Source organism: Ruegeria sp. B1 (genome assembly GCF_056535885.1).
Window position 1 is genome coordinate 3,655,175 of sequence record NZ_JBQFJA010000001.1, and the last position, 21,984, is coordinate 3,677,158.

The window sequence follows — 21,984 nt, forward strand, 5'->3', positions numbered from 1 at the left end:
CTCAAACTCCGGATCATGAAGCGCTTGCATAAAAGAGGTCCATAGGACTAGAACCCCGAAGAGGCCGCAATCAAGGGGACCAGCATGGCTTTGCCGGTGAGGGATCAGCTCAGGTACTGGGGCATTGCCGCAGCGGTCTTTGTATTCGTTCTTTGGGTGCTCGGGGATGTCTTGCTTCCGTTTGTGATCGGCGGCGCAATTGCTTACTTCCTGGACCCTGTTGCCGATCGCTTGGAAAAGTTCGGGCTGACGCGTATGGCTGCAACAGGCATCATAACCGTCGTTGGGGTTCTCGGTTTTGTTCTGGTCCTGCTGATGGTCGTACCCGCATTGGTCACCCAGCTGATCGACCTGGTCGATGTGATGCCCAGCCTGTTTCAGGAATTGCGCGGGTTTATCGAGAAACAGTTCCCTTCAATTCTGGATCGCAACTCCAGTTCGCATCAGTTTCTGGTGTCACTTGGTGAAACGCTGAGGTCGAAGACAGGCGATGTTCTGCAATCCGTTGTCGCCTCACTCGGATCAGCCATCAACGTGGTTGTCCTATTGGTCATCGTGCCGGTTGTGACCGTCTATCTGCTGCTGGACTGGGATCGCATGATTGCACGGATCGCAGAATTGCTGCCGCGCGATCACGCGCCGACAATCAAGCGGCTGGCCGGTGAAATTGACAACGTTCTGGCCTCGTTTGTGCGCGGCATGGGGACGGTGTGTTTGATTCTCGGAACCTACTACGCCGTCGCCCTGATGCTTGTCGGTCTTCAGTTTGGTCTGATCGTCGGGTTCATCGCGGGTCTGGTGACGTTCATTCCCTATCTCGGCGCGCTGATCGGCGGGACACTGGCTATTGGGTTGGCGCTGTTTCAGTTCTGGGGCGACTGGGCGCATATCGGATTGGTGGCCGGTATCTTCGCGTTGGGTCAGGTGACCGAAGGCAACTTTCTGACCCCCAAACTGGTTGGCCATTCGGTCGGTTTGCACCCGGTTTGGCTGCTGCTCGCCCTATCGGTCTTTGGCGCATTGTTCGGCTTCGTCGGCATGCTGATTGCGGTTCCGGTTGCGGCCGCGCTGGGTGTACTGGCGCGGTTCGGAACCTCGATCTACCTCGACAGCCGCCTCTATACAGGCTTGGAAGGCCAGGATCAGGAAGCCGAGTGAATGTCCCGACAGCTGAGCTTTGACCTGCCAGCCAAAACTGCGCTGGGGCGCGAGGATTTCTTTGTATCGCCGGCCAATGCCCTGGCGGTAGCGATGATCTCGGCCACCTCCTGGCCGGGCAATAAGCTGGTGCTGAGCGGACCTGCCGGGTCAGGAAAAACGCATCTGGCCCATGTCTGGGCAGCGGAAACCGGTGGCCGGATCGTGCAAGCCACATCACTGCTGCATGACGATGTCCCTGATCTCGCCCGCGTCCCAATCGCCGTCGAAGACATTCCTGAGATCGCGGACAACCCTGAGCAGCAAGAAGCCCTGTTTCACCTGCATAATCTGATCCTTTCAGAGGGGCATGCCTTGCTGTTGACCGGGCGTTCGTCACCGAACCTCTGGCGCTTGCCGCTGGCCGATCTGCAAAGCCGGGTCGAAGGTGCCCAACATGTTGCGCTGGATCCCCCGGATGACGCCCTGCTGGGCGCTGTGCTGGCGAAACTGTTCGTGGACCGGCAGCTCAGCCCCAGACCCGACGTGATCGCGTATCTGGTCAAACATATGGATCGGCGATTCGAAACGGCCGCAACAGTGGTTTCCCAACTGGATCAACTGGCGCTATCGGAAAAAAGAGACATCACCCGCGCGCTGGCCATCCGGGTCCTGAACATCCACGCCGTCGAAACTGACACGGGCGATTGACCCATGCGTCGTGATTTCGCATCCTGACAACGGAATTTCTGGAAAGACCATGGATCAGACCGTCGACACCAACATCCCGGATTGGGGACCTTTCGGAAGACCTCTGTTCGATGACCCGGGAACCAGGGCCCTATCGCGCGTCGGTGTTGTAGATGTCGGGTCGAACTCGGTGCGGATGGTGATCTTTGACGGCGCGGCGCGGTCACCGGCGTATTTCTACAACGAAAAAGTGATGTGCGAGCTCGGGGCCGGACTGTCGGAAACCGGACGTCTCAATCCGCTGGGCCGTGAACGCGCACTGGCGGCGCTGCGCCGGTTTCATCAATTGGCGGAGGATCTGGGTCTGCCCGGCCTGCACGTGGTTGCAACTGCGGCCGTCCGCGAGGCGAAAGATGGGCCCGAATTCTGCGAACAGGTCAAGATTGAAACCGGGCTGGACGTGGCGGTCATCGACGGGCAGGAAGAAGCGCGCCTTTCGGCCCAGGGTGTTCTTTTGGGTTGGCCCGGGGCCTATGGTCTGATCTGCGATATTGGTGGCTCCTCTATGGAGCTTGCCGAAATTGGGGAAGGTCAGGTTGGGGGGCGCCTGTCTTCGCCCCTTGGTCCGCTCAAACTCAGAGACATCAAGGGCGGTCGGCGCGCACGTAAGGCGCATATCAAATCCACAATGGAAGAGCTGCGCGATCAGATGGGTCCGCAACGTGATCGTCTGTTTTTGGTCGGCGGCAGCTGGCGCGCCTTTGCCCGGCTGGACATGTTGCGCCGGGGCTACCCGCTGAACGTGCTACACGAATATCGCATGACCACCAAACAGGTGCACCAGACCATCAAGTTCATTGAAAAGAATGACCCCGACAAGCTACGCAGTCAGGCGGGCGTGTCGGGGTCTCGGATGTCGCTGATTCCCTTTGCAATGGATGTTCTGGCGCGGTTGATCCGTACGTTCAAACCGAAGGACATCGCCATCTCCAGCTACGGCATTCGCGAAGGGTTGCTGTACGAACAAATGTCGCAAGAACAGCGCGATCGCGACCCGTTGATCGAAGCCAGCCGGTTTTCCGAGGCCAAAGATGCCCGCCTGCCCGGATTCGGACGCCATCTTTATGAATTTGTGATGCCGCTGTTTAAATCCGCGTCTCCCGCGAGAGTGCGCTTGATCAAGGCCAGTTGTTTGTTGCATGACGTCAGCTGGCGCGCACACCCGGATTACCGCGCCGAAGCCTGTTTCGACTATGTTACCCGCGCCAATCTGGGTGGCCTGAAACACTCGGAACGTGTGTTCATCGGTCTGGCATTGCAGCACCGATATCGCAACAAGCGCGAAGATAACCGTTTTGCCCCTCTTTATGAGTTGTTGAGCGAAGAGGATCAGAAGCAGGCCGAGATATTGGGCAAGGCGATGCGGTTTGGCGCAATGTTATGGATGCACAACGGTGACAACATGGGACGGCTGCGGTTCTTTCCCAAAAAGCGGCAGCTGGATCTGTTCCTGACCAAGGCCGCCGAACCCTTGTTCAGCGAGGTCGCCAAAGCGCGACTGAACTCGCTGACAATCGCCCTTAAGTCAGAGACACGTGTGGTCATCAAAGGCTGAGCTTTCGGCGCTCAGATATCCGTTGCACCTTCGGAGGAATCGCTGCCCTCTTCGGTGTCCTCGGTGTCGTCAGACGGGTCCTTTGGCGGTTTTTTACGGAGGATGATGTCCCCGTTTGGCAGCATCTCGGGCGCTTCGTAAACGCTCCAATCCTGAACCTCGCCCGCCAGTTCAGCCAGAGCCGGACCCATTTCCTGAAAGAACGACTGCATTGCCGGGCCAAACTGGCTGACCATGCCACGCAGATCATCCAGCGCCGGTTCCATCTCTTTGCGCAGACCCTCAAAAAACAGCTCGGCCCCCTGCTCCATCAGTGACTTGCCATCGTCTTCCTGCGCGCTGACCGGCGCGGCAATAAGGATGGACATCAAGCTGATCGAGAGAAAACGTGTCATGGGTAGAAATATAAACGACGCAACGGAAGCCTGAAAGGTCATAATTCTATGTCCAAAGTGACCGGGAAATGGTCAGAGGCCGCGAGCAAGGCATCCCGCAAGTCCGCAGACGCCCAGCAGGCTGCATCGTTGAATGGATGCCAGATGCGCCACTCCGGGCGCTTTGCGCGCAAGTCTTCGCTGATCATGATGTAATCCAGCAAGGCCTCAAGAAACCGTCCTTCGTCGGGCCGCGCAAACCGCGCCGTCGAAAGGGCCGATCCCGGTCGCGGGCCGAATGCCGAAACCGCGTGGGGGTCATACAATCCGGCCTGCAACAGAATTTCGACCGAGGACCGCCCAAAAAGGTGTTCAAACTCATCCAGACCGGGCCCGTCATTCAGGTCGCCCAGCAGAATAACGGGCTCGGCCGCTGCCAGATGCGTCTCGACCCGCCGGGCCAGCCACACCGCCTGCGCCAATTGTTTACGGCGATTGGCAATCGAGATGCGGATGGCTTCGTCACGGGTTTCGGCCCCATGCGGGGCCTTTGACTTGAGATGCGCACCGATCAAGCGGAATTCGACCCCTGCATGTGACCGAATAGCCAGTTCCATGGGGGGTTTGGAAAACCGAACAACATCCTCGCTTGCGTCGATATCCAGATCGATACGGAAGTCCTTGTCAAATCGCGGCGCACCGGTCGAGTCCGCAGCACCCAAAGGGTCGTGGCGCGCGGTCAGAACCGATGGGTCATAAAGCAGCGCCAACTCTTGATGGGTTTCATTGGCAAACCCCATGATGGCGTTGGTTGTGCGCAGATTAAAGGCTTCGGCAAACTCTTGAAGCGCGCGGACCGTGTTTTGTGATTTGCCTGTATTCGGGGCCTCCACGATCAGGATAGCGTCTGCATCAACGGCGGTGAGGACAGTTGCGATGGCTTCGATTTGTTGTGCCTTAGTGACGTCATGACGACCCGACCAGCTGTCATCGACAATCAAGTTATCCTTGCGGTCGAACAGGTTGGCGAACCATTCGATATTGTAAGTCGCCAACCGCATTTGCTCAGACCCGCGCGCCGTTGATCTCATCCCAGGCTTGGTTGATGTCGATCATCTTCTTTTCCGCCAATCGGATCGCCTCTTCCGGAACACCCCGGGCCATCATGGCGTCGGGATGGGTATCGCGGACCAGCTCGCGCCAGACTTTGCGAATGTCCGGCAACGGCATATCGCGCGGAACACCCAACACCGTGTAGGGGTCTTTGGGCGCGTCGGGTACAAATCGCGCGCGCAACGCCAGAAACTGCGCGTCGGTCTGACCAAAGATGTTGCTGACATCCTCCAGAAACTCATTTTCATTTGGATGATAAAACCCGTCTGCCATGGCGATGTGAAACAAGCCTTCCATCAGATCGCACAGGGTCGTGCTGTCCTCGGAAAACATGCTGGCAATCTTGCGGGCATAGTCCTGATATCCTGCAACATCCGTCCGGGCCATGTTGAAGACCCGGGCCGCGCCCTCTTCGTCTTCGCGCGCGATTTGAAACACGTCGCGAAAAGCGGTGACCTCGTCCCGCGTCACCTGCCCGTCCGCCTTGGCCATTTTCGCGCCCAATGCGATCACGGCAATTGTAAACGCAACAGATTTCTCGGGGGGAGACCGCAGTTTTTCAAAAACGGCGGTCAGGCTTTCCCCTTGGGCAAGCGCACTGAGCGCATCCGATATGCGGGTCCAGATCGACATGGGCGCACCCTAGCGCCACAAACGACGCCTGTCAGGCACCGATCAATCCGGCGCAAGTATTTTTTGCATCAGGACAAGATCCAGCCACTGCCCCCATTTGCACCCAACTTCTGGCATCCGGCCAACCTCGACAAAACCGAGGCGGGTATGAAAGGCAAGTGCTGCCGGGTTTTCGGCGGAAATCCCAGCAACAAGAACGTGCACATCATCGTCACGCGCAACGGATTCCAGACGCGCCATCAATGCCCGACCGACGCCTTTTCCGCGTGCGGCTGGCGCCAGATTAATTGAGAGTTCACGACTGCGAGCGTAGCCGGGGCCAGAGCGAAACTGGCCGTAGGTGGCAAATCCAACAACCCGCCCCCCGGCCTCGGCGACCAGATACCGGGCGCCCTTACTTCGGATATCCGCCGCAATGTCCTCGAAGGATTTAAGATCCGTTGTAAACGTCACCAGGGTGTCGGAAATGATTGTGTTGGCGATGCCCTGAATAGCGTGCGCATCGAACACCTGGGCTTGCCGGACAATCATTCCAGTACACGCGGCCCGTGCGGCGTTTCGAATTCCGCCCGTAGCCCGGGCGCACCTGTATGAAACTGCACGCCGTCCACTTTCCCAGTAAAACCAGACAGTTCCGCGACATTTGGGTGTGACACATGCAATTGACGCAGTGTGCATCCGCTGGCTGCCAACATGGCTGCCGGATGTAGATCTCCCAGCCACTGAATGTAGGCCGGGAACAGGTTGTCAAACGGCAAACGTCCCGACTTTGGCACGGCCATACGCCACCGCAGTGCGCCACGCTCCAGATCGATCGGAGTCACGGGCCCGTCCGGCACCGTCACCTGCCCGATATCGTCAACCCGGCAAATCCAGTTTGTCAGCTTTGGCGGGCCTTCGAACCGGTCCAGATCAAACCAGCGGGGCTGGTCCGGAACCGGCGCGTCCGGATCAATCGCAATCGCTTCGAGGTACAGCCCGTCCGCCAGACCAAGCAACCTGTTGTATGTTCCGAACTTTGCATGCTTGCCGCCGTCTTGCAGACTGACGCCCAAAGCGTCTTCGACATGGGCCGCCGCTGCCTCCAGTGTTTCTGCGGCAACCGCCAGATGATCCAGTTTCACGCGTTTTCCCCCAAATTCAGTGATCCACACAAGTTCAGCGCGCCGACGCGCACTATTTCGAGCCGCGCGCTTCGCCGATCAGTCGCAGAATGTCCTGTGCGGCTTCGGGAATATTGGTTCCCGGGCCGAAGATGGCTTTCACACCATGGTCGTACAGGAATTGATAATCCTGCTGCGGAATAACACCTCCACAGATCACGATAATGTCTTCGGCACCCGCTTTTTTGAGCTCTTCGACCAATTGCGGGGCCAGGGTCTTGTGCCCAGCGGCCTGTGACGAAATCCCCACCACATGGACGTCATTGTCGACCGCATCCTGCGCCGCCTCGGCCGGGGTTTGGAACAAAGGCCCCACATCGACATCAAAACCAATGTCGGCAAAGGCGGTGGCGATCACCTTGGCACCGCGATCATGGCCGTCCTGCCCCATCTTGACCACCAGCAGGCGCGGGCGGCGACCCTCGGTTTCGGCAAAGTCTTCGATGGATTTCTGGATGGCGGCAAAGCCTTCGTCGCCCTCATAAGCGGCACCATACACGCCGGCCAAAGTCTTTACCTCGGCGCGATGACGACCGAATTCTTTTTCCATTGCCATGCTGATCTCTCCTACGGATGCACGGGCGCGGGCAGCCTCGACGGCAGCGGCCAGCAGGTTTCCGCCCTCTTTGGCGGTCTTGGTCAGGGCGTCCAGCGCGGTTTGGCAGGCGGCCTCGTCTCGGGTCGCGCGGATACGTTCCAGCCGCGCAACCTGCGCGTCGCGCACAGCAACATTGTCGACATCCAATATATCGATCGGGTCTTCCTGTTCTTTGCGGTATTTATTGACCCCAACGATGACCTCTTCGCCCCGGTCGATCATGGCCTGACGCCGCGCCGCGCTTTCCTCAATCCGCAGCTTGGGCATGCCCGAGGCCACAGCCTTAGTCATGCCACCCATTTCCTCGACCTCTTCCATCAGGGCCCAGGCTTTTTCGACCAGCTCATTGGTCAGGCTTTCGATGTAGTAGGAGCCGGCCAGCGGATCGACCACATCGGTCACGCCGGTTTCCTCCTGCAGAACAAGCTGGGTATTCCGTGCGATACGAGCCGAGAAGTCAGTCGGCAACGCAATCGCCTCATCCAGAGCATTGGTGTGCAGCGACTGGGTGCCGCCCAGAACCGCGCTCATCGCCTCATAGGCGGTGCGGATCACGTTGTTGTAGGGGTCCTGTTCCTGCAGCGACACACCCGAGGTCTGGCAGTGGGTCCGCAGCATCTTGGAGCGTTCAGATTTTGCGCCAAAATCTGTCATCACGCGGTGCCAGAGCGTGCGCGCGGCGCGTAGTTTTGCGATCTCCATGAAGAAATTCATGCCGATGGCAAAGAAGAACGACAAACGGCCCGCAAACTTATCCACATCCATCCCGGCCTGCGTCGCGGCACGGACGTATTCCCGGCCATCAGCCAGCGTATAGGCCAGCTCTTGCACAAGGTTCGCCCCAGCCTCTTGCATGTGGTAGCCCGAGATCGAGATCGAGTTGAACTTTGGCATCTCATTCGAGGTGAACTCGATGATGTCCGAGATGATCCGCATCGATGGGTCGGGCGGGTAGATATAGGTGTTGCGCACCATGAACTCTTTCAGAATGTCGTTCTGAATAGTGCCGGAGAGGACGGACTTGTCGTGGCCCTGTTCTTCGCCCGCAACGATAAAGCTCGCCAGAATTGGGATCACAGCGCCGTTCATCGTCATTGAAACCGAGACCTTGTCCAACGGAATACCATCGAACAGGATTTTCATGTCTTCAACGCTATCGATGGCCACACCGGCCTTGCCGACATCGCCAACAACGCGCGGGTGGTCGCTGTCGTAGCCCCGGTGTGTGGCCAGATCGAAGGCGACCGAGACACCCTGCTGACCCGCCGCCAGATTGCGACGGTAAAAGGCATTCGATTCCTCCGCCGTTGAAAACCCGGCATACTGGCGGATCGTCCACGGGCGACCCGCATACATCGTCGCCTTGACGCCACGTGTGAACGGCCCAAAGCCGGGCAGCGACCCCATATGCGGCAGATCGGCGGTGTCGGCTTGGGTATAGAGCGGTTTGACGTCGATCCCCTCCAGGGTTTCCTTGGTCAGATCGTCCAACGGTCGTCCGCGCAGCTCTTTCTCGGCCAGCGCGCGCCAGTCATTCGTGTCGGTCATTGAGGTTCCTCTCGTCAATTCGGATCGCAACGGACGTTTCCGTGCCTGCGTTTGAGCGTTTTAGAGATTTGAGGTCCGCGTACCCGTCGGCACCGGAGGCCAGCCACGTCAGGTCATCCGCGTATGTGGACCACAACTGCAGAGTTTGCGCCTGGCTCAGACCCTGCGGTCTGGGGTTCTTGTCACGGTTCGTCCACACATCGCGATGCAGTTGCGGCGCAATGCATTGCGTCACCGCGCTCATCTGAGCGTCCGGACATCCTGCGAATTCTTCAAAAGGCAAGACGATGACGGGTATGCCGGGAAAACCATTTGCGAGGTCCGTGATCACATGTCGCCAGCTGCGTTCACCCCCGGCAATGCGTTTCCAATGCGCTGGCGCAACAGGACTGTTCCCGCGCCGGATCATGTAAGCCGCGACCGAGGCCCAATACATGTCCAGCGACCGGATATTCAATACAACCTTGGACACCCAGCCGTTGAATACCGAGGCGAGTACCTGCGCGCGCTCCCATGCATCGGGATACAGCTTGGACTGTCGCAGATTTTGAGCCATCCGGCCGAGAAAGTTTTCTTCGCTCACCAGCAATTGTTTGGCGCCGTTGTCGTGGTAGTCTTGCAGATTGCGTTGCAACCGCTCCTTTGCCACCGGTGTCAGCGACTTCAACGCATTCAATTCCGTTTTGCGAGTCCAGTCCGGACCCCAGAAGGCAATGCCCTGACGCGCGAATTCCGTTGCGTTGCGCTGAACGTAGTCCTGAAAACTGGTGGTCGCGCAGCGATGGGCGCCGAGATGAAGGACTACCTCCATAGCCTCACCCCCTTGCCGTACCCTGGCCGCAATCCGGATTGCGCCAAGGTCACGGTGCAGCCGGTTTCCTTGAGCGTCCTGTTTGTTGCACGTAACTTTTTTGAGACGATGTGCATTTCGCCGGTCGCATTCGTGAACACAGGGTCTATATTCATCGGAACAGGAGGCCATATGAATCGCACGCTTGCCGTTGTTTTCTCGGCACTATTTCCGCTGGTTGCGCTGGCGGCTGACGGATCTACCCCGGCAGAAGACGCATTTGTTCGCCCAGTGGGAGAAAGCGACCTCAGTGAATTCCTCTGGACGCACCGTCCGATCGTGGTCTTTGCCGATACACCTGCGGATCCAAGGTTCCGGCAACAAATCGACATGCTGCTGGAGGGCGAAGAGGCGATGCGCGACCGCGATGTTATCGTTTTGACCGATACCGATCCCGGCGCTCGATCCGCGATCCGGTCCCAATTGCGTCCGCGCGGGTTCCAGATGGTCTTTATCGACAAGGACGGTGTGGTCAAACTACGCAAACCATCACCGTGGAGTGTACGTGAAATCGGCCGCTCGATTGACAAAACGCCTTTGCGTGAACGTGAAATCCGAGAGCGGCGCGAGGGCGGCTGATATCCGCATCCCTTGCTGAAACCTGAATGTTCACCTATATTTATAGCAGACAGGGCATTGGGTTCTGTTGGCGAACGCGGAAAGGACAATTGGATGGAAAAAGATCCCAACATTCCGTTTACTCCGATCCCTGTGACAGGTCGGACGGGGCCTCGCCCGGGCTACTGAGCTGTTTGGCCAGAGCTTCGGCGGCGGCCTGACCGTTTTCCGCATATTCCTTGATGAGCCGCAGCGCATATTGCCCCATGGCAAAGGCGCTTTTTCGGGTTTCAAAATAGTCCCGATACATCAGTATGCGCCGCTCCTGCGCCATGTCCTGACTGCGAAATATGTCCCCCCGCATGTCTTCGGCCTGGGCCGCAAGCGACTTGATCAGGCTGTAATAGGCCACCACGGCATCGATCGTAATCCGCGGAAGCACTTCGATTTCGTCAACCAGCGAGTCGTAGACGAAATCGTGATGCTCCCGGGGGATCAGCGGAATGAATTTAGAATCTGCTTTCATCCGATCAACCAAAGCGTCAGCTTCAGCCTCAGCCTTGCCACGGTCCCATAGAATTTGCAGCGTGTTCCCAATCTCGGCGTATAGCGCCTTATGGTAGTCCCTAAGCTTTTCAGACTTATCGCGCGACTTGCCCAACGCACCGAAAATCGCAGTGGTCAACCAACCGGTTGCGATCACGAGGCCCGCAATGATGGCGGCCCAGATACGATCATCCAGTTCCACCTGCGTGGCCAGCACAACCAAACCGCTGCCGAAGATGACCAACAGCGGCAAGGCAATGTTAAAGATGAATTGCACAAACACCCGACGGGCAACATGGGCATCCTCGGACAGCCAAAAGGCGATTACGAGGACACCGCCAGCAAGAAACGCCAGCAACAGCCAGTTATGGGACAGCAATTCGGCCATGACCGGGTTACTCGAACTCCATGATAACGTCATCGACGGCCAGGCTGTCGCCCGGTCCGGCATTCAGTTTGGAAACGACGCCCTTTTTCTCGGCGCGCAGGATGTTCTCCATCTTCATCGCTTCAACCGTGCACAGCGCCTGTCCCTCCTGCACTTCCTGGCCCACTTCGACATCGATTTTCACAATCAATCCGGGCATCGGGCAGAGCAGCATTTTCGAGGTGTCGGGTGGCAGTTTCTCAGGCATCAGCTTGGCAAGTTCGGCCTGACGCGGGCGGCGCACATACACCTTAAGATCAGCGCCCCGGTTGCGAACACGAAAGCCGCCCGGGAGCTTGCCGACCTTCAGAACCAGTGGGCTTCCATCAACGTCCAGAACGGCCAGTTGATCGCCCGGCGTCCAGTCGGACGCAACACGGAGAGTCGACCCGTCTTCAAACCTGACGCTGGCGCCCTCTCGGTCCGCCTCAACGCGCACCGCATATTCCTGCCCTTCCAGCGAGACGACCCAGCGATTGCCGACCTTACGCTCGTGGTTGTCCATACGGCCGGAAACACGGGTCCGTCGGATCTCGGCAACGCGGTGCATGGCCGCGCAGGAGGCCGCGATACGTTGCAAATCAGCCTCGGGCAGCACAACGCCATCGAAACCTTCCGGGTACTCCTCAGCAATGAACGCAGTGGTCATGTCACCGCTGATAAACTTCGGATGATCCATCACGGCTGACAGGAATGGAAGGTTGTGCCCGATGCCTTCGACTTCGAAACTGTCCAGCGCAACGCGCATCGCCTCAATCGCAGCCTCACGGGTCGGCGCCCAAGTGCAGAGCTTGGCGATCATCGGGTCGTAATACATGCTGATTTCGCCGCCTTCATAGACGCCGGTATCATTTCTGACCGCGGCGTCGCCTTCTGGCGCATCGCCCTGCCACTTGCCGTTCGCCAGCATCGGGCCTGCGGCGGTTTCCTGTGGTGGCCGATAGCGGGTCAGACGGCCAATCGATGGCAGAAAGTTGCGATACGGGTCTTCGGCATACAGACGGTTTTCGATGGCCCATCCTGTAAGAGTAACGTCATCCTGAGTGATCGACAAAGGCTCACCCGCGGCCACGCGGATCATCTGTTCGACCAGATCGACGCCTGTGATCAGCTCGGTAACCGGGTGTTCCACCTGCAGACGGGTGTTCATTTCAAGGAAATAGAAGTTCTTTTGCCCATCAACGATGAACTCTACCGTCCCGGCACTGGAATATCCCACCGCCTTGGCCAGCGCGACCGCCTGTTCACCCATCGCCTTGCGGGTGTCCGGGTCGAGGAACGGCGACGGGGCCTCTTCCACCACCTTCTGGTTCCGGCGCTGGATCGAACATTCGCGCTCGCCCAGATAGATACCGTTGCCATGGTTGTCGCACAAAACCTGAATTTCGATATGGCGCGGCTGGGTCACGAATTTCTCGATGAAAATCCGGTCATCCCCGAATGAGTTCGCTGCCTCGTTCTTGGACGATTGGAACCCTTCACGCGCTTCCTCATCGTTCCAGGCGATCCGCATGCCCTTGCCACCACCCCCGGCGCTGGCTTTGATCATCACCGGATAGCCGATCTCGTTCGAGATCTTCACCGCCTCGTCTGCGTCTTCAATGAGACCCATGTAACCTGGAACCGTGGAAACATTCGCCTCCTGTGCGATCTTTTTCGAGGTGATTTTGTCGCCCATCGCCTCGATCGCACCCTTTGGCGGGCCGACAAAGGCCACACCCTCGGCCTCAAGCGCCTCGGCGAATTTGGCATTTTCAGACAGGAAACCGTATCCCGGGTGAACCGCCTGCGCCCCACTTTGACGGATGGCATCCATAACCTTGTCGATGACGATATAGGACTGGTTGGCCGGCGGCGGGCCGATACGGACCGCTTCGTCCGCCATCGAGACGTGCAAGGCCTGGCGGTCCGCGTCCGAATAGATGGCGACCGTGCCAATTCCCATTTTACGGGCCGTCTTGATGACCCGGCAGGCGATCTCGCCCCGGTTGGCGATCAGGATCTTGTTGAACATGGAACGTCCTTTGTCTTGCTGTACGGAAAACGCAAAACGCCACCGCCGGGCAAACACCCGGTGATGGCGTGATACGCGATTACGGTCGGGGCGTAGCGCGCCCCGGAAACTCTGGCGTTAGTTACAGGTGTTCTGTGTCTTGCAATACAGCACGTTGCCGGCTGCACCGACCGCTGCGCCGAAAAGCGGGTCTGCGCTGAGGACCGCGGCTCCAACCGCCCCTGCGCCACCGCCAAGCAAGGCCTGCTCGCCCGTGGTGTCACCACAGGCCGCAAGACCCGCGCAAGCCGATAATACGAGAATGGCTCGTTTGATTTGCATGTGCTCTGCCCCTTTGAGGTTATTGATTGCTTTGGAGCCAGATGCCGCGACAACCGCGCATCACGCAACAAATGTTGTTGTGAACAGTATGTATGCGCAGTTTTTTGCCGGTTTTTGCCCAAATCGCGGGCAAAGAAAAACGCGGACAGGACGATGTGGGGAACACAAGCCTGCCCGCGGAAGGAAGGGGTACGGAATAGTAGGTGCATGTGCGACGCAGGCAAAGTAGAGCCGCACGGCACGCTCACATTGCACTTCACAATATAAACCGAAAACAAAGTATTGTTTCCAACTGAGATTCCGGCTGAATTCTGCCCATCGGGCAAATTGCCGCGCAAATTCGTGCCTAAAGGCGCTGCGCCGCTGCTTGAACGTACCGCCGTAATCGCCCGAAAATCAGGTAAGAATGCACGATTTCGCACCCTGCCATGCCTAGTCATATGCGTGCGATGGGTATGATGTGACGCCTGCGCGGTCATGATCAGGTCACCCCGCCAAAAACGTCAGGAAAAGACCCACGCGCCGCATCCAGATCAATCCGGAGCAACGCCTCATAACTGGCCGGGTCAAACGGGTCCTCTGCGGGAACAACCTCGCGCCCGAACAACCAGCAAAGCCGCCCGGCATCCAGATTGCCGCGCTCAAAGGGTTGGTCCTGAAAATGGTCCCACAAAGCTTGGATAAATGCTGCGTCGGCCCTGCGATCCGAAGGTTTTCGATCGCGAAACCTTTCACGCTGGCTGAGGGGCGTGACACCCTTGGGATTGGCACGGCGAATGGTGAACTGAAAATCGGTGCCAGGCAGACGCCCAGGAAATCCTCGGTGTTTCAGCATATCCGATGCCCAGTTCTAAGGGTTTTTCCAAGAACCTTTGGACGCCACCCATCATAGCCCGGATTCCATTCCTGCGACATTTGTCTTACATCCAATACCTTGGACGCGCAGGAGCTATTAAGCACGTGTGCCATTGTCAAAGCTCCTCCCAAACGCATTGGGACTGATCCAGACGGTACGCTTCGAAAAACTGTGTCGCATCCGGGGCGGCGTCACCAAACTCAATGGGCCTGTCCGCCAGGGAAATGACAACCATTGCCGGGTCCAGCCCATGCTGCGCGACATAGGCCACCGCGAGCGTTTGACACAGATGCTCCATATCCTCCGAGGCGACGTCATAGCCGATCCGTCCAACGGTCGCGCCGATCTTCGGAGCGATGAAGCGAAACCGCAGCCACAGCTCTCCCGGGTTATTGTCAAGCAGCACGTCACTCAGATGTACGGGCTGACCAGAGGGTACCGGCAGCAGTGTTTCGGACTGAGCGGAAACAGGCTGGGCAAGTCCCGAGATCACCAAACATATGGCGCGACCCCGGACCCGCCAACGGCAGGCTCCTCCTTCCGGGACCGCGCGCGCAGTGCTGTTGGCCTGCGCAGTGCTATGTTTGACGGGTCGGATCATTGGTCCTTTTTTGACTCCGAGTCAATTATCAGCCTCGATTTCACTTAGTTCACGCTCACGCGCACGGGTTCTTGTGTCCGCCAGCTTTCGTTTTCAAAACTGAGAACAAAACGACGCGATGGTGGAATTTCAATGTAGGTCACCTCGGATCCATCCGCGAGTTCCACGAAGTACTCGTCAGGCAAACCGGCATCAGTTTTTTCCGCGAATGCAACCATTTGAGACAAAGTGTTTCGAAAGTGCGATATCAGATCAGCAGACGGGTCACGCAACTGCAATTCACTTCCCAGTTCTGAACGAAAGACCGCCAACATCACCTCCCGAGTGTTTGACCCACTAGAAATCTCAAAAAAATCGAGAGCCTCAATTGGGGTGTTGGTTGGACCGAATATAATCGCGTAGATGTCGAGATTCCCGGACTCACTCATGGCTCACAGCGGAATGTTGTCGTGTTTCTTCCATGGGTTCTTCAGTTGCTTGCCGCGCAGGCTTGCAAAGGCTTTTGAAACCCGGCGCCGGGTCGAATGCGGCATGATCACTTCATCAACAAACCCGCGTTCCGCAGCAACAAAGGGGTTGGCAAAGCGGTCTTCATAATCCGCTACGTGTTTCGCAGTTTTATCCGCGTCTGCCAGATCGGCCCGGTGGATAATCTCGGTCGCACCCTTGGCACCCATCACCGCAATCTCGGCGGTCGGCCAGGCATAGTTGAAATCACCCCTCAAGTGTTTTGACGCCATAACAACGTATGCGCCGCCATAGGCCTTGCGCGTGATGACGGTCACCTTTGGCACCGTCGCCTCACCATAGGCGTAGAGCAGTTTCGCACCATGCTTGATCACGCCGCTATATTCCTGCGAGGTGCCCGGCAGAAAACCGGGGACATCAACAAAGGTCAGTATCGGGATTTCAAAGCAATCACAGAACCGTACGAACCGAGCCGCTTTGCGCGAACTGTCGATGTCCAGACATCCCGCCAGAACCATCGGCTGGTTGGCCACAACGCCCACCGTCTGCCCCTCCAGCCGGACAAAACCGGTGATGATGTTCTTGGCGAAATCCTCCTGAATCTCGTAAAAGTCGCCCTCATCCGCCACTTTGGTGATCAGTTCTTTCATGTCGTAGGGGGTGTTCGGGTTGTCGGGCACAAGCGTATCCAACGAGCCTTCTATCCGGCCAGGCTCATCAAAAAATGGGCGCACGGGGGGCTTTTCGCGGTTGTTCAGCGGCAGAAAATCGACGAGGCGACGCACCTCGGCCATGGCCTCGACGTCATTTTCAAACGCCCCGTCCGCAACCGAGGATTTCTTGGTATGCGTGGACGCGCCGCCCAGTTCCTCAGCCGTGACGACCTCGTTGGTGACGGTCTTGACCACATCGGGGCCGGTCACAAACATGTAAGAGGAGTCTTTGACCATGAAAATAAAGTCGGTCATCGCCGGGCTATAGACCGCGCCGCCGGCGCAGGGACCCATGATCACGCTGATCTGCGGGACGACGCCCGAGGCGGTAATGTTGCGCTGGAAGACTTCGGCATAGCCGGCCAGCGAAGCAACGCCTTCCTGAATCCGCGCGCCGCCCGAGTCGTTGATGCCAATGATCGGCGCGCCATTCTGCACTGCCATATCCATGATCTTGCAGATCTTCTGAGCGTGCGTTTCTGACAGCGAGCCGCCAAACACCGTGAAGTCCTGACTGAACACATAGACCATGCGGCCATTGATCGTGCCCCATCCAGTGACCACACCATCCCCGGCGGGTTGTTGTTTTTCCATTCCGAAGTCAGTACACCGATGACTTACGAACATGTCGAATTCTTCGAAACTGCCTTCGTCCAGCAGCAGTTCAATGCGCTCCCGCGCGGTCAGTTTTCCGCGCGCATGCTGCGCATCGATGCGTTTTTGCCCGCCACCCAACCGGGCGTTGGTACGGCGGTCTTCCAACTCGGAAAGGATGTCTTTCATGACGGTTATCCTCTGTAAAATCTTGCCAGACCCTAGCGCCTGCACCGTCGCGGCCAAAGTGCTTTTCGGCAAATTTGCAAATTTTTGGCAACAGCTGTTTGCCAAACTGTAAAATTGCTAAGTTTCAGTTTGATACAATGTCACGTATGGCAATCTGGAAATCCCTGACTATACATGTGAACCATGCAGTTCAGCTTGTCGTCGGTGCACCGCACTCCACCCACAATAACAACACTTGTTTTACTCTCCGGTTTGTCCGCCCTGAGCATGAACCTCTTTTTGCCCAGCCTTCCGAATATGGCGATGTATTTCGAGACCGATTACAAGGTCATGCAACTGTCGATCGCGTTGTATTTGCTGATCAATGCGGTGTTGCAGATCCTGATCGGACCCATTGCGGACAAGGCTGGCCGGCGTCCGGTTTTGCTGTGGGGATTGGTCCTGTTCCTGCTGGCGACACTGGGATGCATCTATGCGCCCAATGCAGAAGTGTTTCTGGCGTTCAGAATGTGCCAGGCCGTGGTGGTCGTCGGAATGGTGCTGAGCCGCGCGGCGGTGCGCGACATGTACAACCAGGATCAGGCAGCCTCGATGATCGGCTATGTCACGATGGGCATGGCTGTGGTGCCGATGATCGGCCCGGCCATAGGAGGCATTCTGGAGGAAAGCCTTGGTTGGAAAGCCAATTTCTGGCTGCCTTTCGCAGTCGGAGCTCTGACGCTGGCTCTGACCTATACGGATTTCGGGGAAACAGCGGCCAAAAGTGGTAAGACGCTGTTGCAACAGTTCAGAGAATATCCCGAGCTGCTAATGTCACCGCGGTTCTGGGGATACTCGCTGTCTTCGGCGTTTTCCTCGGGGGCCTTCTTTGCTTATCTCGGGGGTGCGCCGTTTATCGGCACCGAAATGTTTGGCCTGAGCGCTGCCGAAGTCGGGATCTATTTCGGTGCTCCGGCTGTCGGTTACTTTGTTGGTAACTTCGTCAGCGGGCGATACTCCGTTCGCTTTGGTGTGAACAGGATGGTGCTGTGGGGATGCTGGATGAACGCGCTTGGCGTTGCCATATCAGCGGCACTGTTTCTGGCGGGCTATGGATCGGCGCTTATCTTTTTTGGCTTCATGACATTTGTTGGGGTGGGCAATGGCATGACCATTCCAAACGCGACTGCGGGTGCCCTGTCCGTGCGCCCGCATCTGGCTGCGACCGCATCCGGCCTGAGCGGAGCAATCATGCTGGGCGGGGGCGCCGCGCTGAGCGCGTTAGCCGGCGCTCTCTTAACAGTCGAAACGGGTGCGATGCCACTGCTTTGGCTGATGTTGGCAACGGCCGTCTTGGCGATCGCAGCCATCAGTGCAGTCATCTGGCGCGAACGGCAATTGGGACTGTAACACGGCTTGCCCATCAGGGTTTGCAAAGTTAGCTTACGCGTGTTGAATAGTTGCAAAGGCACGCCTATGGCCACCCAAAAGCTCTACGCTGGCGCAAAGCTGCGCGAGATGCGCACGCGCCTGACCCTCACGCAGCGGGAATTTGCTGCGAAACTCGGCGTTTCACTCCCTTACCTGAACCAGATGGAGAACAACAATCGTCCAATCTCGACGACGGTTGTCCTCGCGCTGGCACAGGAATTCGGTATGGATGTGACCGAGCTCAGCACGGGCGATAGCGAACGGCTTGTCTCGGATATGCGCGAAGCGCTGGCGGACCCTGTCTTTGCAGACGCCCTGCCCCCGCTGGCCGATCTGCGCCTGACCGCGTCCAATGCGCCGGCTTTAGCCCGCGCGTTTCTCGAGTTACACCGGACCTATCGCCAGACCCATGAACGTCTGGCCTCGCTCGACGAGGCGCTTGGGCGCGAAGACGCCCGTATCCAGGCCAGCCCGTGGGAAGAAGTGCGCGATTTCTTTCATTATTGCGACAATTACATTGACGCGGTGGACCGGGCTGCAGAGCTGTTCGCCAACCGCGCCGATGGCCCCGGCGGTATCCGTCAAGCCGCATTGAACAGCCTGTCAGAGCGCGGCATACAGGTTTCATTCGCCGATATCGAAGCGCTGCGCAGTTATGACCCCGAAAGCAAGATCCTGCGCCTGTCGTCACGCGCGGCGCCGCAGACACAGGTGTTCCAACTTCTGCTGCAGGTGGCCTTGATCAGTCAGGATAAGCTGCTGGAGGCCACACTGGACTTTGCCAAGTTTCAAAGCGAAGAAGCGCGGTCCATTGCCAAGATCGGCCTTGCGAATTACTTCGCCGGTGCATCGCTGATGCCGTACACCGCCTTTCTGACCGCGGCGCAGGAAGACCGGCACGATCTGGAACTGCTGAGCAATCGGTTCGGGGCGTCAATCGAGCAAATTGCCCATCGCCTGTCGACCCTGCAACGCCCCGGTGCCAAGGGCATTCCGTTCTTCTTCGTGCGGGTCGATCAGGCCGGAACGATCACCAAGCGCCATTCAGCGACACGCTTGCAATTTGCCCGGTTTGGCGGTGCCTGCCCGCTTTGGAACGTGCACCGTGCCTTTGAAACACCGGGGCATTTCATGCTGCAACTGGCCGAAACGCCGGATGGGGTCCGGTACATTTCCCTTGCACGTGATGTATCAAAGCCGGGTGGATCATTTGGCGCGCCGGTCCGGCGCTATGCCATAGCTTTAGGCTGCGAAGTGCGTCACGCCGAAGCGCTGGTCTACGCCGACAATCTCGACATCAACAACGCCAGCGCCTATGAGCCAATCGGCATTTCCTGCCGCATCTGCGAGCGCCAGACTTGCCATCAGCGGTCGGTCCCGCCATTGGAGCGTCGCCTCAGTATCAACACCCACAGACGCGGCACACTTCCATACGAGGTCACGTGAACAAGCTCTTTACCAAAGGCTGCGCAATCATTGCACAACCCCCGCGCTGTTCAACGCCATATCATTTCGAGAGAATGGTCCAGATTTTGTCTTTTAGAACCGCCCTTTTCTTGCGCATTTCGACGGCGGCCAGATCGTCCATCGGCTCGATGTTGGTTTCAGCGCGGTGCACAATGCGGTTGATCTCGTGATATTCATCGACCAACCGGGCAAAATGTGCGTCCGATTGCTTGAGCTGGCTCATCAGTTCGACCTTATCGGGGAATTCTTCGGCCAGTTCATGCGGGGTGTGAGACATTCCTGTTCGCTCCTTTATGCGTGTTTGCAGCCCAGTGCTAAGTTGTTTGGCACCGGCACTCTTTGACCCCGATCAAAAAGCGCGCGCAGCGACCGAATTCGTCGCCATGCACGTCACATTGCCGGCGGGGACAGTTCAATCAGTTCAACGCTGCGCCGTTGCCCATTGCGGGTGTATCCACGGGCGATCATTGGCCTTGGGCAAAGGGTCTTTGCCCAACAGGTCGTCGGACACTTTTTCTCCGACCATGATCGACGGCGCATTCAGGTTGCCGTTTGTGATTTGAGGAAACACCGAGCTGTCAGCGACACGCAATGCATCAACTCCGATAACACGGCCCATTGGATCAACAACCGCGTTCTTGTCGGTCGCGCGTCCCATCCGGCAGGTTCCACAGGGGTGATAGGCGCTTTCAGCATGCTCGGCGATAAAACCGTTCAGCTCCTGGTCCGTCTGAATCTCGGAACCCGGCTGAATCTCTTTGCCTGCGAAGGGCTTGAACGCGTCTTGACCGAATATCTCGCGCGTCAAGCGGATACAGGTGCGGAAATCTTCCCAATCCTCTTCGTGGCTCATGTAGTTAAAGCGGATGACCGGTGCGTCCTCGGGTCTGTCCGACCGCAACGTCACTGCCCCGCGTGAGGGCGACCGCATCGGACCCACATGCGCCTGAAATCCATGCCCTTCAGCCGCCGCCTGCCCGTCATAGCGAACGGCTATGGGCAGAAAGTGGTATTGGATGTCGGGATACTCCACGCCGGGTTTGGATCGGATGAACGCGGCGCTTTCAAACTGATTGGATGCGCCAAGCCCTGTCTTTGTGAACAGCCATTGCGCGCCGATCAGACCCTTGCTGACGAGGTTCCAGTGCCTGTAGAGCGTGATGGGCTGCAATGAGGCTTGCTGAATGTAAAGCTCCAGATGGTCCTGGAGGTTTGCCCCAACACCGGGTCGGTCCGCGACGATATCAATCCCATGCTCTGCCAGATGCGCGGCCGGTCCGACACCTGACAGCATCAGCAGCTTCGGAGAGTTGATTGATGACGCAGCCAGTACCACCTCGCGGCGGGCACGGATAATCTCCGTCTTGCCCCCACGCACCAGCTCGACCCCTGTTGCACGCCCGTCCTCTGTCACGACACGTGCCGCGAGACCCCGTACGACTTCACAATTGGCCCGCTTGAGGGCAGGTCGCAGATACGCATTTGCAGCCGACCAGCGCCGCCCTTTCCAGACGGTCTGCTCCATCGGGCCAAAGCCTTCCTGCTTTTCCCCGTTATAGTCGCCAGTTACCTCGTAGCCAGCCTGCCGCCCGGCATCGACAAAGGCCTTGAACAGAGGGTTTTCGCGGGGTCCCCGCGAGACGTGCAACGGACCATCGGTGCCCCGCCATGTCGTGTCGCCACCGTGTCCTCCGTCGTGCCAGCTCTCCATGCGCTTGTAATATGGCAGCACATCCGCATAGGACCACCCATCTGCCCCCATCTCGGCCCAGGTGTCGAAATCCCGCGCATGCCCCCGCACATACACCATCCCGTTGATCGACGATGACCCGCCAATCACCTTGCCGCGCGGACAGGCCAGTTTTCGGTTGTTCAGGTACGGCTCGGGTTCGGACTGATACCCCCAATCATAGAGCGACATGTTCATCGGATAGCTCAATGCCGCAGGCATCTGAATGAACGGACCGGCATCGCTACCGCCATGTTCGATCACCAATACAGACGCACCGGCCTCGCTGAGGCGATAGGCCATCGCACAGCCAGCCGAGCCGGCGCCGACGATGACAAAATCTGCTTCCATATTCCGGTCTCCTGTGACC

22 protein-coding genes are annotated in these 21,984 nt (G+C 58.0%); 6 read left to right on the top strand and 16 right to left on the bottom strand.

Annotation, left to right across the window (positions count from 1 at the left end):
- Positions 1–84 precede the first annotated feature (84 nt).
- The 3 genes from ACR3ES_RS18135 to ACR3ES_RS18145 are packed head-to-tail and all read left to right on the top strand — an operon-like array spanning position 85 to position 3,442.
- Positions 85–1,158: an AI-2E family transporter gene (locus ACR3ES_RS18135; RefSeq protein WP_170433736.1), complete on the top strand. Its 1,074-nt coding sequence runs from the start codon at positions 85–87 to the stop codon at positions 1,156–1,158.
- Positions 1,159–1,848 carry a GTPase domain-containing protein gene (locus ACR3ES_RS18140; RefSeq protein ID WP_170433738.1) on the top strand — a complete coding sequence of 230 codons (690 nt, stop codon included), beginning with the start codon at positions 1,159–1,161 and terminating at the stop codon, positions 1,846–1,848.
- A gap of 49 nt (positions 1,849–1,897) precedes the next feature.
- Positions 1,898–3,442, top strand: a complete 1,545-nt coding sequence (locus tag ACR3ES_RS18145) for a Ppx/GppA family phosphatase (protein ID WP_170433740.1) — start codon at positions 1,898–1,900, stop codon at positions 3,440–3,442.
- 11 nt (positions 3,443–3,453) lie between these two features.
- Here ACR3ES_RS18145 and ACR3ES_RS18150 read toward each other — a convergent pair whose 3' ends face one another.
- From ACR3ES_RS18150 to ACR3ES_RS18180, 7 genes are read right to left on the bottom strand one after another with little or no spacing between them, the layout of a single operon-like run.
- The gene (locus ACR3ES_RS18150; RefSeq protein ID WP_170433743.1) at positions 3,454–3,837 is read right to left on the bottom strand and encodes a hypothetical protein; all 384 of its coding nucleotides are present in this window, start codon (positions 3,835–3,837) and stop codon (positions 3,454–3,456) included.
- Between the two features lie 38 nt (positions 3,838–3,875).
- Entirely contained in the window at positions 3,876–4,877 is a 1,002-nt protein-coding gene (locus ACR3ES_RS18155; protein ID WP_170433745.1) for an endonuclease/exonuclease/phosphatase family protein, read from the bottom strand.
- A 4-nt stretch (positions 4,878–4,881) separates the two neighbouring features.
- Positions 4,882–5,562, bottom strand: coding sequence for a molecular chaperone DjiA (locus tag ACR3ES_RS18160; protein ID WP_170433747.1), 681 nt, complete (start codon positions 5,560–5,562; stop codon positions 4,882–4,884).
- A gap of 42 nt (positions 5,563–5,604) precedes the next feature.
- The gene (locus tag ACR3ES_RS18165; RefSeq protein ID WP_170433749.1) at positions 5,605–6,093 is read right to left on the bottom strand and encodes a GNAT family N-acetyltransferase; all 489 of its coding nucleotides are present in this window, start codon (positions 6,091–6,093) and stop codon (positions 5,605–5,607) included.
- Complete coding sequence (locus ACR3ES_RS18170) at positions 6,090–6,686, bottom strand: VOC family protein (protein ID WP_170433751.1); 597 nt, start codon at positions 6,684–6,686, stop codon at positions 6,090–6,092. Before ACR3ES_RS18170 ends, ACR3ES_RS18165 begins: the two co-directional genes overlap by 4 nt.
- Before the next feature lie 52 nt (positions 6,687–6,738).
- A complete protein-coding gene (gene scpA / locus ACR3ES_RS18175) occupies positions 6,739–8,871 on the bottom strand; it encodes a methylmalonyl-CoA mutase (RefSeq protein ID WP_170433753.1) in 2,133 nt (710 codons plus the stop codon).
- A complete protein-coding gene (locus ACR3ES_RS18180; protein ID WP_170433755.1) occupies positions 8,855–9,682 on the bottom strand; it encodes a hypothetical protein in 828 nt (275 codons plus the stop codon). The genes scpA and ACR3ES_RS18180 overlap by 17 nt, the downstream gene beginning before the upstream one ends.
- Before the next feature lie 171 nt (positions 9,683–9,853).
- On the opposite strand from ACR3ES_RS18180, the gene ACR3ES_RS18185 reads away from it, so the two are divergent.
- Complete coding sequence (locus ACR3ES_RS18185; protein WP_170433757.1) at positions 9,854–10,300, top strand: DUF4174 domain-containing protein; 447 nt, start codon at positions 9,854–9,856, stop codon at positions 10,298–10,300.
- 118 nt (positions 10,301–10,418) lie between these two features.
- On the opposite strand, the gene ACR3ES_RS18190 is transcribed toward ACR3ES_RS18185, so the two are convergent.
- The 7 genes from ACR3ES_RS18190 to ACR3ES_RS18220 form a co-directional block, all read right to left on the bottom strand.
- A complete protein-coding gene (locus ACR3ES_RS18190) occupies positions 10,419–11,246 on the bottom strand; it encodes a hypothetical protein (protein WP_480493579.1) in 828 nt (275 codons plus the stop codon).
- Positions 11,221–13,266, bottom strand: a complete 2,046-nt coding sequence (locus tag ACR3ES_RS18195) for an acetyl-CoA carboxylase biotin carboxylase subunit (RefSeq protein WP_170433760.1) — start codon at positions 13,264–13,266, stop codon at positions 11,221–11,223. The genes ACR3ES_RS18190 and ACR3ES_RS18195 overlap by 26 nt, the downstream gene beginning before the upstream one ends.
- 117 nt (positions 13,267–13,383) lie before the next feature.
- Positions 13,384–13,587, bottom strand: a complete 204-nt coding sequence (locus tag ACR3ES_RS18200; RefSeq protein WP_170433763.1) for a hypothetical protein — start codon at positions 13,585–13,587, stop codon at positions 13,384–13,386.
- A gap of 481 nt (positions 13,588–14,068) precedes the next feature.
- Positions 14,069–14,422, bottom strand: a complete 354-nt coding sequence (locus ACR3ES_RS18205) for a hypothetical protein (protein ID WP_170433764.1) — start codon at positions 14,420–14,422, stop codon at positions 14,069–14,071.
- A 136-nt stretch (positions 14,423–14,558) separates the two neighbouring features.
- Positions 14,559–15,044, bottom strand: coding sequence for a DUF6497 family protein (locus ACR3ES_RS18210; protein ID WP_480424139.1), 486 nt, complete (start codon positions 15,042–15,044; stop codon positions 14,559–14,561).
- 44 nt (positions 15,045–15,088) lie between these two features.
- Positions 15,089–15,262 carry a hypothetical protein gene (locus tag ACR3ES_RS18215; protein WP_480493578.1) on the bottom strand — a complete coding sequence of 58 codons (174 nt, stop codon included), beginning with the start codon at positions 15,260–15,262 and terminating at the stop codon, positions 15,089–15,091.
- 213 nt (positions 15,263–15,475) lie between these two features.
- Positions 15,476–17,008 (bottom strand): acyl-CoA carboxylase subunit beta, encoded by a 1,533-nt coding sequence (locus ACR3ES_RS18220; protein WP_170433768.1) that lies wholly within the window; start codon positions 17,006–17,008, stop codon positions 15,476–15,478.
- Positions 17,009–17,191: 183 nt separating this feature from the next.
- On the opposite strand from ACR3ES_RS18220, the gene ACR3ES_RS18225 reads away from it, so the two are divergent.
- Together ACR3ES_RS18225 and ACR3ES_RS18230 are read left to right on the top strand one after the other, a co-directional pair.
- Positions 17,192–18,397 (top strand): multidrug effflux MFS transporter, encoded by a 1,206-nt coding sequence (locus ACR3ES_RS18225; protein ID WP_170433771.1) that lies wholly within the window; start codon positions 17,192–17,194, stop codon positions 18,395–18,397.
- A gap of 66 nt (positions 18,398–18,463) precedes the next feature.
- Entirely contained in the window at positions 18,464–19,864 is a 1,401-nt protein-coding gene (locus ACR3ES_RS18230; RefSeq protein ID WP_170433773.1) for a helix-turn-helix transcriptional regulator, read from the top strand.
- 61 nt (positions 19,865–19,925) lie between these two features.
- On the opposite strand, the gene ACR3ES_RS18235 is transcribed toward ACR3ES_RS18230, so the two are convergent.
- Positions 19,926–20,162, bottom strand: a complete 237-nt coding sequence (locus tag ACR3ES_RS18235) for an HP1242/YdcH family protein (protein ID WP_170433774.1) — start codon at positions 20,160–20,162, stop codon at positions 19,926–19,928.
- Between the two features lie 144 nt (positions 20,163–20,306).
- Positions 20,307–21,965 (bottom strand): choline dehydrogenase, encoded by a 1,659-nt coding sequence (gene betA / locus ACR3ES_RS18240; protein ID WP_170433777.1) that lies wholly within the window; start codon positions 21,963–21,965, stop codon positions 20,307–20,309.
- Between the last annotated feature and the right edge of the window lie 19 nt (positions 21,966–21,984).